The organism is Myroides sp. LJL116 (assembly GCF_054871685.1).
The window spans coordinates 19,694-36,281 of record NZ_JBTXLR010000021.1 but is presented as its reverse complement, the minus strand read 5'-3'; the positions used below and the strand labels follow the sequence as shown (position 1 = coordinate 36,281).

Annotated in this window: 16 protein-coding genes; 6 read left to right on the top strand and 10 right to left on the bottom strand. The window is 33.4% G+C overall.

Annotated features, from left to right (window positions below):
* Positions 1–223 precede the first annotated feature (223 nt).
* Both ACYSNM_RS12635 and ACYSNM_RS12630 read right to left on the bottom strand, forming a co-directional pair.
* Positions 224–697, bottom strand: coding sequence for a copper resistance protein NlpE (locus ACYSNM_RS12635; protein WP_461757236.1), 474 nt, complete (start codon positions 695–697; stop codon positions 224–226).
* 98 nt (positions 698–795) lie between these two features.
* Positions 796–1,290: an ecotin family protein gene (locus ACYSNM_RS12630; RefSeq protein WP_461757235.1), complete on the bottom strand. Its 495-nt coding sequence runs from the start codon at positions 1,288–1,290 to the stop codon at positions 796–798.
* A 796-nt stretch (positions 1,291–2,086) separates the two neighbouring features.
* Between ACYSNM_RS12630 and ACYSNM_RS12625 the strand changes: the two genes are divergently transcribed.
* Genes ACYSNM_RS12625 through ACYSNM_RS12615 form a run of 3 tightly spaced genes read left to right on the top strand, consistent with a single transcriptional unit; the run spans position 2,087 to position 3,865 of the window.
* Complete coding sequence (locus tag ACYSNM_RS12625) at positions 2,087–3,205, top strand: DEAD/DEAH box helicase (RefSeq protein WP_461757234.1); 1,119 nt, start codon at positions 2,087–2,089, stop codon at positions 3,203–3,205.
* 27 nt (positions 3,206–3,232) lie between these two features.
* The gene (locus tag ACYSNM_RS12620; protein WP_461757233.1) at positions 3,233–3,652 is read left to right on the top strand and encodes a cold-shock protein; all 420 of its coding nucleotides are present in this window, start codon (positions 3,233–3,235) and stop codon (positions 3,650–3,652) included.
* Positions 3,653–3,673: 21 nt separating this feature from the next.
* On the top strand, positions 3,674–3,865 hold the full coding sequence (locus tag ACYSNM_RS12615; protein WP_461755060.1) for a cold-shock protein: 192 nt from the start codon (positions 3,674–3,676) through the stop codon (positions 3,863–3,865).
* An 883-nt stretch (positions 3,866–4,748) separates the two neighbouring features.
* Here ACYSNM_RS12615 and ACYSNM_RS12610 read toward each other — a convergent pair.
* From ACYSNM_RS12610 to ACYSNM_RS12595, 4 genes are all read right to left on the bottom strand, one after another.
* The gene (locus ACYSNM_RS12610; RefSeq protein WP_461757232.1) at positions 4,749–6,155 is read right to left on the bottom strand and encodes a nucleotide sugar dehydrogenase; all 1,407 of its coding nucleotides are present in this window, start codon (positions 6,153–6,155) and stop codon (positions 4,749–4,751) included.
* A 196-nt stretch (positions 6,156–6,351) separates the two neighbouring features.
* Positions 6,352–6,786 (bottom strand): adenylyltransferase/cytidyltransferase family protein, encoded by a 435-nt coding sequence (locus tag ACYSNM_RS12605; protein WP_461753976.1) that lies wholly within the window; start codon positions 6,784–6,786, stop codon positions 6,352–6,354.
* A 706-nt stretch (positions 6,787–7,492) separates the two neighbouring features.
* Entirely contained in the window at positions 7,493–7,849 is a 357-nt protein-coding gene (locus tag ACYSNM_RS12600) for a hypothetical protein (protein WP_461757231.1), read from the bottom strand.
* Positions 7,850–7,940: 91 nt separating this feature from the next.
* Complete coding sequence (locus tag ACYSNM_RS12595; protein WP_461757230.1) at positions 7,941–9,452, bottom strand: NAD(P)H-hydrate epimerase; 1,512 nt, start codon at positions 9,450–9,452, stop codon at positions 7,941–7,943.
* Positions 9,453–9,827: 375 nt separating this feature from the next.
* Between ACYSNM_RS12595 and ACYSNM_RS12590 the strand changes: the two genes are divergently transcribed.
* Together ACYSNM_RS12590 and ACYSNM_RS12585 are read left to right on the top strand one after the other, a co-directional pair.
* Complete coding sequence (locus ACYSNM_RS12590) at positions 9,828–10,370, top strand: NADPH-dependent FMN reductase (RefSeq protein WP_461757229.1); 543 nt, start codon at positions 9,828–9,830, stop codon at positions 10,368–10,370.
* 289 nt (positions 10,371–10,659) lie between these two features.
* Positions 10,660–11,079 carry a hotdog fold thioesterase gene (locus ACYSNM_RS12585; RefSeq protein WP_461757228.1) on the top strand — a complete coding sequence of 140 codons (420 nt, stop codon included), beginning with the start codon at positions 10,660–10,662 and terminating at the stop codon, positions 11,077–11,079.
* A gap of 100 nt (positions 11,080–11,179) precedes the next feature.
* On the opposite strand, the gene ACYSNM_RS12580 is transcribed toward ACYSNM_RS12585, so the two are convergent.
* Positions 11,180–12,262 (bottom strand): WG repeat-containing protein, encoded by a 1,083-nt coding sequence (locus tag ACYSNM_RS12580; RefSeq protein ID WP_461757227.1) that lies wholly within the window; start codon positions 12,260–12,262, stop codon positions 11,180–11,182.
* Positions 12,263–12,523: 261 nt separating this feature from the next.
* Between ACYSNM_RS12580 and ACYSNM_RS12575 the strand changes: the two genes are divergently transcribed.
* Entirely contained in the window at positions 12,524–12,937 is a 414-nt protein-coding gene (locus ACYSNM_RS12575; RefSeq protein WP_461757226.1) for a hypothetical protein, read from the top strand.
* An 18-nt stretch (positions 12,938–12,955) separates the two neighbouring features.
* Here ACYSNM_RS12575 and ACYSNM_RS12570 read toward each other — a convergent pair whose 3' ends face one another.
* The 3 genes from ACYSNM_RS12570 to ACYSNM_RS12560 form a co-directional block, all read right to left on the bottom strand.
* Positions 12,956–13,288 (bottom strand): DMT family transporter, encoded by a 333-nt coding sequence (locus ACYSNM_RS12570; RefSeq protein WP_461757225.1) that lies wholly within the window; start codon positions 13,286–13,288, stop codon positions 12,956–12,958.
* A gap of 48 nt (positions 13,289–13,336) precedes the next feature.
* Positions 13,337–13,900, bottom strand: coding sequence for a Crp/Fnr family transcriptional regulator (locus tag ACYSNM_RS12565; RefSeq protein WP_461757224.1), 564 nt, complete (start codon positions 13,898–13,900; stop codon positions 13,337–13,339).
* Between the two features lie 214 nt (positions 13,901–14,114).
* Positions 14,115–16,586, bottom strand: a complete 2,472-nt coding sequence (locus tag ACYSNM_RS12560; RefSeq protein WP_461757223.1) for a phosphocholine-specific phospholipase C — start codon at positions 16,584–16,586, stop codon at positions 14,115–14,117.
* Between the last annotated feature and the right edge of the window lie 2 nt (positions 16,587–16,588).

The window sequence follows — 16,588 nt, the reverse complement described above, 5'->3', positions numbered from 1 at the left end:
TTGTCCTTGCTCAATTTCCTGAACAACTTGAAATTTGAAACTTAGCGTATAATCTTTTTGAGTACGCTTTACATAAGGGTTTGCCATAACGATTACTTTTGTTGTATCGTTATACTAGGACGTGACATAAAAATAAAATAAGGGGTCTTTTTTTTTAAAAAAGACCCCTTATTATTTATTCTATTCTAAATTGGTTCCGATCCCAATTTGAAAAGGTAATACCCTATGGTAATTTCTTTAACACATAATTCTGTGCTAAAGGCCCCTCGATGATGTTTCCATCGGTATCTAACATTACTATGTTACCCTCTTGCACTTTAAACTGAGAGATTTGATCTTTACCTTTTAATGTTACAATAGTACCTGTTTTATCCCAAGTAAAGCTACCTGTTTCATTTATTGTGCCATCTTTTTTATCCATATAAACATCTTCTCTTTGGAAAGTACCATCAGGGTTTAACACAATAGTTACTTTAATACCAGGGCAATCAGCACATGGAATCACTCCTTGATAAGTACCATCCCAGTCTACAGAATTTTGGGTAGTATGTCCATCTTGCCCAGTAAACTCCTGAGATGCTGTAGTTTGCTCTGTAGTAGTTTGTGAGTCTTGCTTTTCTTTATTCTCTGTTTTACAAGCAGTAAAGCTTAAGGCTAAAGCCAAAGCGCCAAATACTAATAGATTTGATTTTTTCATAGTTTTAGGTTGTTTAATATAATTTGCATTATTTATGCTAAAAGACACTAGAATCTAGTGTCTTTTTAACTTTAGTTATTATTGTCCATTAAAAAGAATTACTTTCTTTTCTTAGCTACATCAGCACCTTGAAAGAACTCTTGATTAGTTTGGTATATTTTATATTTCACTTGGTAATCTTCCGGTACGTAAACCACAATTGGCATACGACCATTATAACGCATTAACTCAGGTTTGGCAAAAACAAACTCATATTTTTTGTCTGCATCAGGACATCCCATTAAAGTAGAGGCTACATTGCCGTCTGTTGTAAAATCATAATATTTATATCCCCATCCTTGAAGATCTTTACTATCTAATACTCCAGATAAAGAATACGTATTACAACCATCTACTTCCATATATTTACCTACATATAGCTCAACTTTCTTGCTATGGTCTAAATCAGAATGTGGTACCTCAATAACCACTTGTTTATATCCTTGTTTTGGCGCTGGGAATATTGATAAATCCATTTTATCCACTGTACTTTGAGCAAAAGCCCCTAAAGACACCCCTAGAGCAACTACCAATAATTGAATTTTCTTTTTCATAGTAAATAATTTTAGTTCATCCAGAATTGGATCTTACCCAAATTTACTCATTTTTTACTATATCAAAAAGCATTTATATAAAAAAACCTCACATAATTAAGCCAAAATTCTTTTTTTTAATAAATAGATTAACAAAATAGCGCTTTAGAGCTACTACTACTCCCCTAGTAGTAGACCATAGGAGCAAATGACTAAAAAGTTACTCTTTTAAACTATGGAAATCCAAGCATATCAGTACTTAGCAGTGTTAAAAAAAAAATTTTACCTAAAGTTTTTAACGGATAATGATTAGAAAAAATCAAACAAATCGCCTCTTTTTTTCTATTTGCTCCAATAAAACCAAGTGCTCAATAAAAGTTTTTTATTCTTTTTTAAAAAAAATTATATTATTAGAATTTTAGTTGTACATTTGCATCGTATTAAAAAGGTAGGTGATAACCATGTTTAATGCTTGTTAAAGGTAATAACAAAGCAAATAAGCTTTGACTAGTTCCTAACTAAGCTAAACTCCAACCTATTTTTTGATTCTAGTGAAGATAAATATTTACGATCTAAAGTGCTTTGTAAAAAATGCACGTATATTTTAGGTCATAAATGCAAGCAGTGCCCTCAATCAATTCGTATTTTAATACGTATTGGTATTTAATTAAAAAATAAAGAGTTAAATCTTTGTACATAATTCAAATAAAAGCCCTACATTTATATTAAGCTGAGATCGTTAATACAGCGATATATAAATAATTAATAACAATACTGTGTTTAAACTTTACAATAAGATAAACACAATTAAGTGCAAATGAATTTCAAAGACCTTTCTCTTTCTAGTGCCCTCTTAGAATCTATTGATAAAATAGGTTATAAAACACCTACATCTATACAAAGCCAAGCCATTCCTGCTATACTACAAAACAAAGATATCATAGGATGCGCTCAAACAGGTACAGGTAAGACGGCTGCTTTTGCTATTCCTATTTTAAATCAAATTTCTTTAAACCCTTCCGATTCCAATTCTATTGTTGCTTTAGTGGTTGTTCCAACTAGGGAATTAGCCCTTCAAGTTGAAAAGACCTTTAAAGATATTGGAGGACCTTTAAAAATTAAGACAGCTAGTATATTTGGTGGAGTTCCAGTTAATGCACAAATAAGAACATTAAGACAAAACCCACAAGTACTTGTAGCCACTCCAGGAAGATTATTGGATTTTTTAGGTCAAAAAATTGTAAAAATATCCTCAATTAAGTATCTTGTATTAGATGAAGCAGATCAAATGCTAGATATGGGTTTTATACATGATATTAAGAAAATCTTACAATTAACCCCATTAAAAAAACAAACTTTATTCTTCTCAGCAACTATGCCTGAGCCGATTGAAAAGTTTGCAAAAACGATATTAAAAAAGCCAGTAAAGGTACAAGTGAAAGCTAAAACCTTAACGGCACAAAAAATAGCTCAATATGTGTATTTTGCTGAAAAAGAGCAAAAGAAAGAGCTTTTAAAAAGTTTATTACTAAACAATTCCCAAGAACAAATCTTAGTTTTTACTCGTACCAAGCACGGAGCTAACAACTTAGTAAAATACTTGCAAAAAGCACAGATTAAATCGGCAGCCATTCACGGTAATAAAAGCCAAAGTGCTAGAGTTAAGGCTTTGAATGAATTTAAAAGCGGTAGTAATAAGATTTTAATCGCCACAGATATTGCAGCAAGAGGAATCGATATTGATAAATTACCTTTTGTAATTAATTTTGAGATTCCAAATGTACCTGAAACCTATGTTCACCGTATTGGTAGAACTGGAAGGGCAGGTAAAAGTGGAGTTGCTATCTCACTGTGTTCTGCACAAGAGAAAAACGACTTAAAGAACATTCAAAAATTAACGGGAGTTAAACTTGCGATCAAAGATCAACAAGAGTAATTCTTTAACCTTAAATCTATTCTAAATATGGCTGATTCTTTTTCTAAAAAGGAAAATTCTAAAAAAAAGGCGCAAAAGCTCAATGAGAAAGCAAAACGAAGAGAAGAGCGTAAAAGCAACAACAATAAAGGAAAGTCTTTAGAAGAGATGTTTGTTTATGTAGATCAAAATGGAAATCTAACCGATGTTCATCCTGATCAACAAAAAGAAGAACAACAAAAGTTCACTAAGACTATCCAAAGGGATACAATAGACAAAGAACACACAGGGGTAGTTACCTATTACAGTGATAAAGGCTACGGATTTATCACCCAAGACAACTCAAAAGATAGCTTATTTGTACACAGTTCTGATGTGGGTACACCACTTACACAAGGAGATAAAGTAAGCTTTAAAAAACAAAAAACAACCAAAGGCTTAAGAGCCTTAGACGTGAAAATCATATAATAATTTTTAATTTTAATTACCATGCAAGAAGGAATCGTAAAATTCTTCAACGAAACTAAAGGTTTCGGATTTATTACTCCACAAGACGGAGGACAAGACATCTTTGTTCACACTACAGGTTTAAACGAATCTATCCGTGAGAACGACCACGTTGTTTTTGAAGTAGAAAAAGGAAAAAAAGGACTTAACGCTGTTAACGTTCGTAGAGCATAATTAATAAGGTATTACTCCTTTAGTGGAGTATTACTTCTTTTAAGAGTTGCACTAATTTAAGGCCTAAAGGCTGTTATTACTAAGTAATAACAGCCTTTTTTTATATAGTAAATTCTCTTTTAATACTATCCATAAAAAAAAGCCCCCCTATAAAGGAAGGCTTTTGATAATATGAACTTTTAAACATTAAAAAGGTATGAGTCGAAAAAATAGTATAGATGAATCTATATAAATACCTTTTTTGTATGCTTATATCACTTTCTTTTTTAAACCCTTTGATTTAATCATTGGACTTTAAGACTACAAAAATACATATAAAGTTTCATCTATCAAACTTAAAAAAGCTAAATTATTACCTCTAGAGAAAATATTTTATTTCTCTAGCAAAGTATCTTTATGGGTGTTTTATCTTTTATTGGAGACACCCTTGCCTTTTATATCTTTCAAACGTATTGCATAGCTTAGTTTTTATTAACCTCCATTAAGCTTTGTAAAGCCAGAGAATATTAAAGAAAACTGGAAAAATAACCATCTAAAGACTGTTAAAAATAAGCAGACCTTCTAAAGTTTAACATTTGCCGTTTTTTACTATCTTATTTTTCACTATATTTGTCTAACAATCAAGTACATAAAAGAGAATACATTTCTATATGCCTCCTAAAAAAAGACCAAGGGTGGGTAAATAGCATTTTACCAAACCCACTTTTTAAGAAAAAGCTATATAAGAAACTCTCTCCAAGAGATTGCATACAATACTAACAGTAAGTTTCGCTTTTCCCTTATTATAGAAAAATTTTACATTAACCACTAATCAAAAAAAGACCTTGTTTTTAAAAAAACAAGGTCTTTTTTATTCTATATATTTATCCTCTTAGCTACTTAATTATTCACAGGACCCATCTCCAATACTAAAGACAACAAATCCAATGTTTTGTAATTTCTCTTTGTCTAAAACATTTCGCCCATCAAATACAAAGGCTGGCTTTAGCATATTGTCGTACACCCTTTGCCAGTCATAGTCTTTAAACTCGTCCCACTCGGTTAAAACAGCTATCCCATGGGCATTTTCTAGTGCGCTATAGGCATTGTTATGCACTTGTAAAAGACCTTGGTTTTCTTGATTGCTCCTAGTTTGTAAATCATCAATATCTTTGGTAATTTGAGCAGAAGACACCTTGGGATCGTATACGTGAATTATAGCTCTTTCTTCCATTAATTCATTAGCTACTTGAATTGCTGCCGACTCTCTAGTATCATTGGTATTCTTCTTAAAAGCCCATCCTAAAAATGCAATTTTCTTTCCATTTACTGTATTGAAAAGAGTTTTGACAATCTTTGAGGCAAACCTACTTTTTTGATAGTCATTAAAATCAATAACCTGTTGCCAATAGGTTGCGACCTCACTCAAACCATAACTTTGAGCTATATATACTAAATTTAAAATATCTTTTTGAAAACAAGATCCTCCAAAGCCAACGGAGGCCTTTAAAAACTTGCTACCAATGCGCGAATCCATTCCAATGGCCTTTGCCACTTCGTTGATATCCGCTCCGGAAACCTCACAAAGCTCAGAAATAGCATTGATGGAAGATACTCTTTGTGCTAAAAAGGCATTAGCTACAAGTTTGGAAAGCTCGCTTGACCATAAATTAGTAGTTAATATCTTATCTTTATCTACCCAACTAGCATAAATATCTACCAAAGCCTGTACAGCATGATTGTTCTTAGCAGAACTAGAGCTTCCAATTAACACGCGATCTGGATGAAGTAAATCCTCAATGGCAGTTCCTTCGGCTAAAAACTCCGGATTACTTAAAATCTCAAAATTCACTCCATTCCCAGTTTGATCTAATATTTGTTTAATAGCTGATGCAGTCTTCACTGGTAGAGTAGATTTCTCTACCACAATTTTATCCTTTGTAGCTACTCTTGCTATTTGGCGGGCACAAAGCTCGATGTATTTTAAATCGGCAGCCATACCTTTACCCTTTCCATAGGTCTTAGTTGGTGTGTTTACCGAAATAAAGATCATATCGGCCGCATCAATGGCTTTATCTACATCTGTATCAAAGAATAAATTCACCCCTCTTGTCTGAGCGATTATTGAGGCCAATCCAGGCTCATAAATAGGTAATTGGGATAAGTCTTGCGTATTCCATGCAGCAATACGGGATACATTAATATCCACTACGGTTACTTGAATATGGGGATTCTTTGCCGCAATAACTGCCATGGTTGGTCCTCCAACATAACCAGCGCCAATACAACAAATGGTTTGAATTTTTTGCATGCGTAATTTCTTTGTTTTTATTTCACCTTGCAATGTACTGATTTTATCGCTTTACCGCCATATTAAATGGTTTAAAGAATACTAAAACAAACTTTCTAGGTAAAAAAAGACCAAAAAAAACACCTTTACCACCAAAGGTAAAAGTGTTAATTATTTTTTGTCAAAATAACCTATTGGCATTTTAACTATAAGTAGTCTAGCTTATCTTTATAACTTTACTATTCTCCTTCTCTGCTACCTCTTTTCGTAAAGAACTACTAGAGAAACGGTGATCTCTGGTATTGAAATATAGCTCAATACCCTTTTCTTGGCAGTAATCTCTACCGGTAAAGTTTAAATTTGCGTATTCATCTCCTAAGATGCGAACATCAATCTTAAAGGAACGTAAAATATCCTCTAAATCTCTTTCTGTTGCATAAGGCACGATTTCATCTACAAATTTACACCCCTTTAATTGAATATAACGCTCTACTACGCTTTGCGTTGGTTTGTTCTTATTTGGTCTATCTATAGTTGGATCGGTTTGCAATCCTACGATTAAATAGTCGCATTGTCTTTTTGCTTCCTCTAACATCTTAATATGCCCTGCGTGTAAAAGATCAAATGCACTAAAAGTTATTCCTACTTTCATTATAAATATTTTTTTAATCAACAGCAAAAAGCAGTCCAAATGAAATACAAAGACAACCTTTTCACCTAAAATCAACATAATAGCTCTATTTATTTAAAACAAAGCCCTTAGCTTTACTTTAAAATAATAAAGCAAACACCTCAACTCAAAGTAAATCATTGCCTTAGGAGACATTGTAATAGAGAGTTGAAAATATTAACAATCAAAAATACCACTTTTTCCTTAAAAAAGTAAAAATATTTTTACCTCAAGTACTTCTGTTTCTTAGGCTAGTCAATCTAAGATTGAAATGCTAACGAGTCCTACTCTAGTGTTACTTACCTATATAGCTTTAAACAAGAGAGATAAAAAAATCGCCTAGAATAAAATTCTAAGCGATTTAAAATATCCTAAAAAACATCCTTTTTCAATAAAAGGAAAGATTTTTCATTAAGATGATTTACCTAATAGTACAGTCCCCACTATAAACATTAGGTTTGTACTGGCAAAGGTAGTATTTCTAAGGGATAAAATTAGGTTAAAAAAGGTGCTTTTTTCTAATTCTTTATTTAATTTGGTTAAATAAACACACAAACAACTGCATTACAAGCACTTACAATAAATATGCATTTAGAGTATTTTAACCATAAATCTTAAAAATTCCTTAAAAAATATAAGAATTTACACTCTACTTTAGTACCTTAATCGTTTTTATAACTCATTATTACTAATGTAAAGTCTTTTTATCTGTTATTTTAGTGCAATATTCTGTACCCAGATAAAGGGGGTCTCCATACTTTTCAGACCAAAATCCCTCTAAAAGGCCTTCTTCCAAACAGGTATACACTGCGATCCCTTTGTAAATTTTATCCATATCTCCTCTATAATTGAAGTGGATTACTAGAATATTATTCTTAAAGAATCCCTTTCCATATTGAAGAGCCTGCCCGATGGTCCATTTTGCTACAATACGCCTATTAGAATCCAAAGATAAAGAGAGTATACCTTTGTAAAAACTTTCTTGGTCCTGTTCTTGGTTGGTTCCCTTTACCCAATAATCTCCTACTAAATCTTCTATATCCATAGCATCCTTTTCTTTTTTAATAAGAGGTCAAAAGTAAAGTTTTTTTCCTGGATTTTCACTTTGACAAAAGCCCTTTTCTTCCCCCTTAGCTTTAACGTGTCATTACCTCTTTAAAAGCCTTATCAATAAATGGTATTAAATCCATGGCATTTACTCCTATGTAACTAAGTTCACTATGGGCCAGTTGACAAGCTAACCCATGGATATATACCCCAAGTATAGCTGCTTGCTTATTGTCATAGCCTTTGGCTAAAAGTCCTAAAATCACACCATGCAATACCTCCGAACTACCAGCAAATGGCAAGCTACTAGTGGAATTGAAGAAAATCTGATCCTCTGGTAAGACAATTTGCATATGAGCTGCTTCTAAGATAAATATTAGTTTCTTCTGTGTAGAAATAGCTTGTAGTTTAGCTAATTTTTCAAAATCATCCTCCCACTTTCCTACTAAAACTTCTAATTGTCTTGGTTGTATATATAAGATACAATTGCTTGGTAGTTTATCTAGTAGTTTTGGATCTTGAACCACTACCTCAGCAGCTCTAGAAGAAATAATTAATTTACTGGTTTGCTCCACCTCAGACAAAGCAGTAATAATAGTCTTTTGACTAGGAGAATCCTTGTCAATTCCAAGACCTATAGATACTGCGTTATAATCTGAAAGCAAAGGAACCTGGCTTAAATAATGTTGCTGTGGATCACAAAGACAGTTTACTTGCCAGAGCTGAGATACTATAGGTAAATAACCATTTTGGGGAACATAACAACAAAGCGTCCCAAGACCCGTTTTTAATGCCGCTGAGGCTCCTAAAATAACTTTTCCTAATTCAGGACTATCCCCTCCTATTATTATACCATGACCTAATTCTTTATTAGTACTAAATTTCAGACTCTGTTGTAGTCTTTGTTTAACCCATGCGCTTGTAGTGTAAAAATGTTTGCATACAAGCTGATTTTGGGCAGAAACATCCAAACCAACATCTACAATATTAAACGATGCAGCACACTCTCCACTACTAGCAAATAACAAAGACAGTTTAGGGCTTTGAAAAGTATAAACCATATTTGCTTTAAATACTGGAGCATTTACTAAAGTGGCTTTATCACAGAACATACCACTCGGTATTTCTATAGATATTCTATCTAGGGCAGGACTTTGGTTTAATTTGGAAAAAAACTCCGCCCAATTCTCGTCCAAGATATCCTTTAATCCTATTCCAAAAAGACCATCAATAATGATATCCTGTTCTTTAATGGTGATAGAATGTTTATTGGGAAGGAATTTTTCAACCTTAATACCGCTTTCTTGCATTAAATCCTGGTTGGTAGCATTATCAGGACTATACTTCTTACTCTGAACTAAGTATACTTTTACAAAGCCTCCAGCTTCTTTAATCATACGAGCTAAGGCTAAAGCTACAGCTCCATTGGTGGTAGTTCCACATAGAAATACAAAGTTACTATGGTATAATTTATGGCGTAAGCTAAGAGCTTCCATTGTTTTAAGAGCTGCCTTTTCTATTAGCTTAAAACTAGAAATATATTGATTACTAATGGTTTGAGCTACTAGTTCTTTACTTTGAGCACTACTAAATATTTTCATGAATTAATTTTTTGTTTTTGTTTGGTATATACACCTAATGTATAAGCTTATTTTCTAATAATCAAATATTTACAAGTCAAAGTATATACTGACTAAAAAAGCTCTCACAGTTTTTTTTGCATTTATTTATACGTTAAATATTTCATAAGCCTCCTAAATCCACAAAAACACCATTTACACATATACAAACAAACCAATGCTTCTATAAGCAATCTACACACTTACATCCTTTACAAGACTACTTTTAGTAATAGAACACACTTTTTACTTAGTATTCTATATTTTTACCTCATAAACATTTCTTGTACTAGATTAAGTCCAAATGTTAGAGAAGGGTTGTATTTTTGCAGTACAAATTTTACATAGATATACAAAATGAAAATAACCGCATTCGCAGCAACCAATAATACAGAATCAATCAACTTAGAATTAATAAAATCTACTTTGATTCACTTTCCAGCAGCTCAGGTAAATATTCTAGATTTAAATGATTATGAAATGCCTATCTTCTCTCCAAAAAGAAGTTTAGAAGGAATTCCTTCCCAGGCACAAGACTTTTCCAATGCTTTAGAGCAAAGTGATATCTTAATTATAGGTCTTGCAGAGTATAATGGTACATTTACCTCAGCCTTTAAAAATATATTTGACTGGACTTCTAAAATAGACATGAAAGTATTTAAAGATAAACCTACTCTTTTACTTTCTACTTCTCCTGGGCCAAGAGGTGCAACAACAGTATTAGAATCGGCTAAGAATATCTTTCCTTTCTATGGAGCCCAAGTGATAGAAAGCTTTTCTTTACCAAGTTTTTACGACAACTTTAAAGATGGTAACATTGAGGATCAAGACTTAAAACAAGCCTTACATCAAACGATGGAATCTTTTAAAAATAAATTAGTTAGCCAAGAAGTGGAGTAATTTTTACAATCCTTTAGCTTTAGCTTATGTAATGTGGTAAATTCTACTTACATTTACCTTTATAGGTAAATGGGTACTCGATTTCCATTATACCCAATATATAAACCCACTGTTAAAAGTGGGTTTTTTTTATGCTCAATAGTATCTCCCAGTTGTTTTTGGTGGTATTTACTGCTCTACCTTTTACAAAAAACACTTTGTAAAAATCCCTTTAAAAGTAATTTTGTGTTTATAGTCTTTATTTAAATTGTATTTTGCAAAGTGAATAACCTTATAATTCTACCTTAAAATGATTTGGAGACAACCTATAGATTTACACACATTAAATCAAACACCAGCTTATATTGGTACTTTTCTTGGTATTGAATTTACCCATTGGACAGACAACACTTTAACTGCTACTATGCCCTTTAGTGAGAAAACCCAACAGCCTTGGGGTGTTTTACACGGAGGAGCCTCTGTGGTACTAGCCGAAACACTAGGTTCTTACGCAAGTAGCCTAATCATTGATTTAGACCACAAGATACCTGTTGGCTTAGAGGTAAATGCCAACCATCTTAGACCAGTATCTCAAGGAAAAGTAACTGGAGTATGTACCCCTGTCCACTTAGGTAGAACAACCCATGTTTGGGATATTAAAATCTACGACCAACAGCAAAAGCTAAGCTGCATAAGCCGCTTAACCGTTGCAATTATTGATAAAAAATAATCTAAAATAAAAACCCCAAAAAAGTATTTACCTTTTTTGGGGCATGCCTTTTTAGCCAAGGCAAAGTGTTTTATTTTGATCCGAAGTTCTATTTCCTATCTTATCCTACCACTTCGAAGGACTCTAAAGGGTGATCTTCTATACTATTTGTTGCTTCAAAGGTGTAATCATAGTCTTTTAATACACCATTTTTACTTAAACTAAAATAGAGATAGCTAACTGGGTTTTGATCCCAAGAAATCACCTCAATTATAAATAAGTCTTTTTCAACTAAAGGCATCACATTGGTGATATTCTTCCAAATTTCCACAATACAAGAAGGATCTTTAATATCTACTCTAGTTAAATGAATAGGAAGATGAAGTTCAAATCTTGCATTAACATAATAGAAGCCATAATTTTTAGTGTCTCTATAAATAATTGGCTTTTGCTCTAGTTTACTTTTATCTGCATCAATACATACCATATGTTCTTTGCCTTTATAGGTGATAGTAAAAGCACCTTGAGGTAAGATTTCATAATTGTGGATTCGCTTTCCACGTGTATTATAAGTTCTGGCTTTATGGTTAGATATTTTACCTACGATAATACTCTTATTGTCACAAAAACCTATGTAGTTATTAATTATCTTTTTTAGTCCTTTATTATTGCTCCTAGTCTTATATAAACTACCTTGTATTACAACGAATCGCTGTGCTATTACCTGTATTTCAATAAAACCTTGATTTTGCCAAGGACCATGTAGACTAACTACTTGGCTTAAAACCACCTGATTGGTTGAAAGTATTTTTACACTACTACAAGCCCTTGTTTTTAAGCGCTCAAATAATGGTAAAACTTCCAATACATTTTCTTTGGTGATATTGGGAAAATAATCCCATAGCCAAAATCTGTTTTTCACGCCAAAGGTATATACCAAGTTAGCTAGAGTATACCTACCTACTTGATAAAGTTCAATACCTTGGTATTTACAAGGTTCTATAAAAAGCCCTTGCTGATCAATAATACCATAGAAACCTTGAAGGTTTTCTACCACCGCATAACCTGTCTTATTAAAAGACTGTGCGCTTTTAAAGGTGGGTGCAATGCGAATTTGTCCGCTCTGGTCCTTATACCCATATAAAGCGTTTTCGGCTAAAAAGACGGTGTATTGGTGGGAATTAAAAAGATTCGTCTTAGCCATAATCATCAACTATTTTATTTCTAAAAATAACGCAAAAAATCCGAAATAAAAAAATAAAACAGCCTTTTATACTAGCTTAAAGTCAACTTTAACACTTTGGCGTTGCATTTTTTACAAAGACAGAAAAGTCCGATGAAAAAAGGTGAAAAATATAAATTTTAACATTTATATAGGTTAGAACCCACAATATAAGGTACTTAATAGCGTTTTTATAGTTCTTAGTACATTGCCCTATTTTAAAAACCTAACTCTCTACCTATTATGACTTCTTCCTCTAACAACTTGGAAAGTATACAACAGCATTTACATAATACTATTACTTCCTATTCTTTATTAAAGGACTGCTTAACCTTATTGTCTTTATTTGAAAGATGGACTAACTACTCGCCTACTTTGTACCAAGCCAATTTAATTGGATATGGGCAAAGAACCATCAAAGTAAAGCAAAGTAATCAAGAAAAGAATAAACCCTTAGTAGGCTTTACTCCTAAGAGAAATTTATTATTACTACATGTTTTTTCAGGAGTAAAACACCATGAGTATTTATTGGAGAATTTAGGTCACTTTAAAAGAGTGAGAAACGCTTTGCAAGTACAACAGCTTTCTCACATTAACCTAACCTCCTTAGAAATGATCGTCTATAAGACCATAGAATACCATCAAAGTAGTCTATAGTATAGCCAGTAAAGTCTTTTAGTGTGCACCCATTTTAGAAAACACATTGATAACCACAACCCCTAAGACAATTAAAGCCATTCCTATAACAGCAGGCATGTCCAGTTTTTGGTTATATACAAATACTCCTATTATACTCACTAAAACGATTCCAATTCCAGACCACATTGCATAAGCAATACCCATTGGAATACTTCTTAGGGTTAAACTTAAAAAGTAAAAAGCTAACCCATAGCCAACTATAGTAATTATACTAGGCCATAATTTGGTAAATTCTTCAGAGGCCTTTAAGCTTGATGTGGCAATAACCTCAAAGATAATGGCAACAAAAAGTAGAAGTAAATTTTTCATCTTTATTTTATAAGGACACAAAGATAAGCAAATACTCTAAAATTTATCCTACTCCTGTTGCATTCGAAGTAAAGTTTCTTGTGACACTCCTAAATAACTAGCTAAATTTTTAGAGGGAATACGCTTTATGTTTTCTTTTAAATCCTTTAATAATTGTCTATATCTCCCTAAGGCATTTTGGGTGTGCAAAACAAAGATTCGATGCTCTAATTCACAACAATAATCCTCCATAAAGCGTCTAACTATAATATTTAGTTCAGGAAACTCTCTATATAAACGAAGTAGCGCAGCGCTTGGAAGGGCATGAATTAAACATGGCTCCATACAGGATATACGCTGCAGGGAGGTTCTGCTTTTATACATATGTAAAGTAGATCCGATAATAGAATTCTCAAAGCCATACCACAAATCAATCTCTTGGTTTGTCTCTAAGGTATAATATGCCCTAACACATCCTTTTTCTAAGACGTATAAACTAGTGGCTAAATGTCCATCTTGAAGTAAGGCTTCCCCGGTGTTCTTTTGAAAAGTCTGTGTATTTTGAATAATCGCATTCTTACATGCCGAAGACAAATACCCATACTTTTCAAATAAGCGTATTAATATTTTCATACAATTTTCTTTTGGTTAGTCCTTTAAAGATAATAAATTGATTTAATTACAAGCATATTGTCAAGCTTTTTTCTTTTAGAACTGTTTTTTTTTAGCCTATTGGCATACATTATAATACAAAACGCCTGAATTTCGATTATTATTTCCTTTTTATAGAAACGCAAAAAGCCTAGCTATAGCTAGGCTTTTTTATCTTTTAGGCCGTCCTTTTTAATTAATTGGATAAAGACGCCATATAAGGATCGGTTATACTAGGGGAATTATCCTCTATATGACCAGCGTAAATGTATTCAAAGGCAGGATGACCTTTAAGGCGTAATTCTAATTGATACCATCCTTTAAAATTTTGGTAATCTAAAGTAATTTCTTGACTTTGCTTAGCTCCTAAAGTAATCTCTTGGCTCTTCTTTAAGTAAACCTTATCCTGTAATTCGATAGACAAAGAACTAGTACTTTGGTTTTGCAAGTGAACAATTAGACCTTTATTAAGGGTATAGTTTACCTTTACTTGTATACCAACTGGGGTTTTACTTTGTTTAAAACTGCGATAAAACCCATTTGCCCCATGCATTACAAGGTGAGTATTTTCCCCTTCAAACTGGTCCACTTTCCAAGTATAATCCAAGCTTTGGTCCTTTAGGACTGTAAAGTCCCAATTAGCCCCTTGCTTATGGGCATAGCTACCTATGGAATACACCTGTAAAGGTGCCCCATAAGTTTTATTGCTATTTAAAAGGGGTTGACTTGAAAAATCTAATTCAAGTTGGCTCTCTTTACAATGCAAATCAGCTATCATATTATATGGTAAAGCACAAGCTTTCTTTACTCCCTTTTCTTGCTTAGCAAAACCAGGTAAATCCCTATAGGTAGGTGAGCTTTTGATTTGTTCTAAGGTATACTCTTGAAATAAATCTGGCACTTTTTTATCCTTAGCCTGCATAATGGTTTGGACAATTTGCTGTCTTTCTACAAAATCCAGTTCCACTTTTGTAGTACTTGATGCTGGTTGAAAAACCGAAGTCATATTTCCACTAACTGCCCTTCTATAAGGGGAGATATTTTGCTCTATAATCTTCTTACCTGTTTTCTTTTCAATAAAATATTCTAAAAACTGTATGGTAGAGGTTAAATCCATTACTTCTGAATTTACCCATCCTCCCTTTGTCCATGGACTAACCACAACCATAGGAACTCTAAAACCAAATCCTATTGGGCTTTGAAAGTCTCTATCGGGTTTACCACTTCTTTTCCTTTCTTGCTCTTTGGTAACCCATTCTTGCGGGCTATAAAGATCTGGGGACATTTTACCAGTAGATAAATCCCCTTGTAAAGCAGGCACAAAAGGAGCTACGTGATCAAAGTATCCATCGTTTTCATCATAGGTTAGAATAAAAATAGTCTTTTGAAATACTTTTGGATCTTTAGTTAATATATCTATTGCCTCGGATAAATACCAAGCGCCAAACCATGGAGCTCCAGGGTGATCCGAGAAGTTACAAGGTGCTACAAGCCAGCTAACCATAGGAAGCTGTCCGCTATCTACATCTTTTCTGAATTGATAAAACACATCTCCTTTTGGAAGGCTTGTTTGTTTTTCTTGACCCTGACTATGATAGTGCATTTGCTCTAACTCATGGTAATTAGGATCTTGCTCATTGGTGGTAAAAGCCTTTTTGTGGATAGCTTTTTCAAAATCACTTAGCCTATCAAAAGCTTCTTGATTATAACGAGCCATATCCTTTTCTAAGCGCTCTTGTTTTTTGATTAGATCACTTTTTTGCTCTGGGGTTAAATCTTCTTTCTCTAAGGCTGCATCCACTCTTTGTTTTTCAAAAACTAAATATTCGGTATGGGCCTTGTGTAATCGCACATTGTATTGCTGGTGAAACTCTAGATTATTATCGGTAAAATTAGCAAGCCAATTCTCCTGGTCATTGGTTAATCCCACAGGAATACTAAGCTCGTTTTGATATACCTTCCAAGATATACCAGCTTTTTCCAAGCGCTCTGGATAGGTACTCCACCCTACATTTTTGTAATTGATTTGACCGTTATCCAGATGAGCTGTTGACTCAGGATCATGGGGTTTTTCTCTAACAGTACCCGACCAAAAAAAGGATCTATTGGCACTTGTCCCAGTTAAAGAAGAGCAAAAGTGTTGATCACATACGGTAAAGGCATCCGCTAGTGCATAGTAAAAAGGAATGTCTTGACGCTCAAAATACCCCATGGTTAAAGGGGCATATTTTAAAGCTTCCCCATAAGGTCTTTTGGCATTTAGCCAATTATTCATATCCCCATTATTTCTAGCCTCTACCATATCCTTCCAACTGTGAGGTAAACTACCCATCCAGGTAATTTTTGTATTTACTAAATCCAGGTGAAAAGGACCGTAAATTTTATGATTAAGGGGATCACTTTGTAAGTAAACAGGTAAACCATCTGGTTGAAGCATAGCCCTAGGGTCATTAAATCCCCTTACTCCTTGCAAACAACCAAAGGCATGGTCAAAGGAGCGGTTCTCTTGCATTAAAAACACAATATGCTCTGCTTGGGTAAAATCACTGTTTTCAATAGGGTCAATACTCAAAGCCCTTTGTATGGAGCTTGGCATACCATTGTTAAAACAAAGTCCAGTGGTAAATAAACTCGATACTTTGATAAAATCTCTTCTGCTTGGTTTCATAG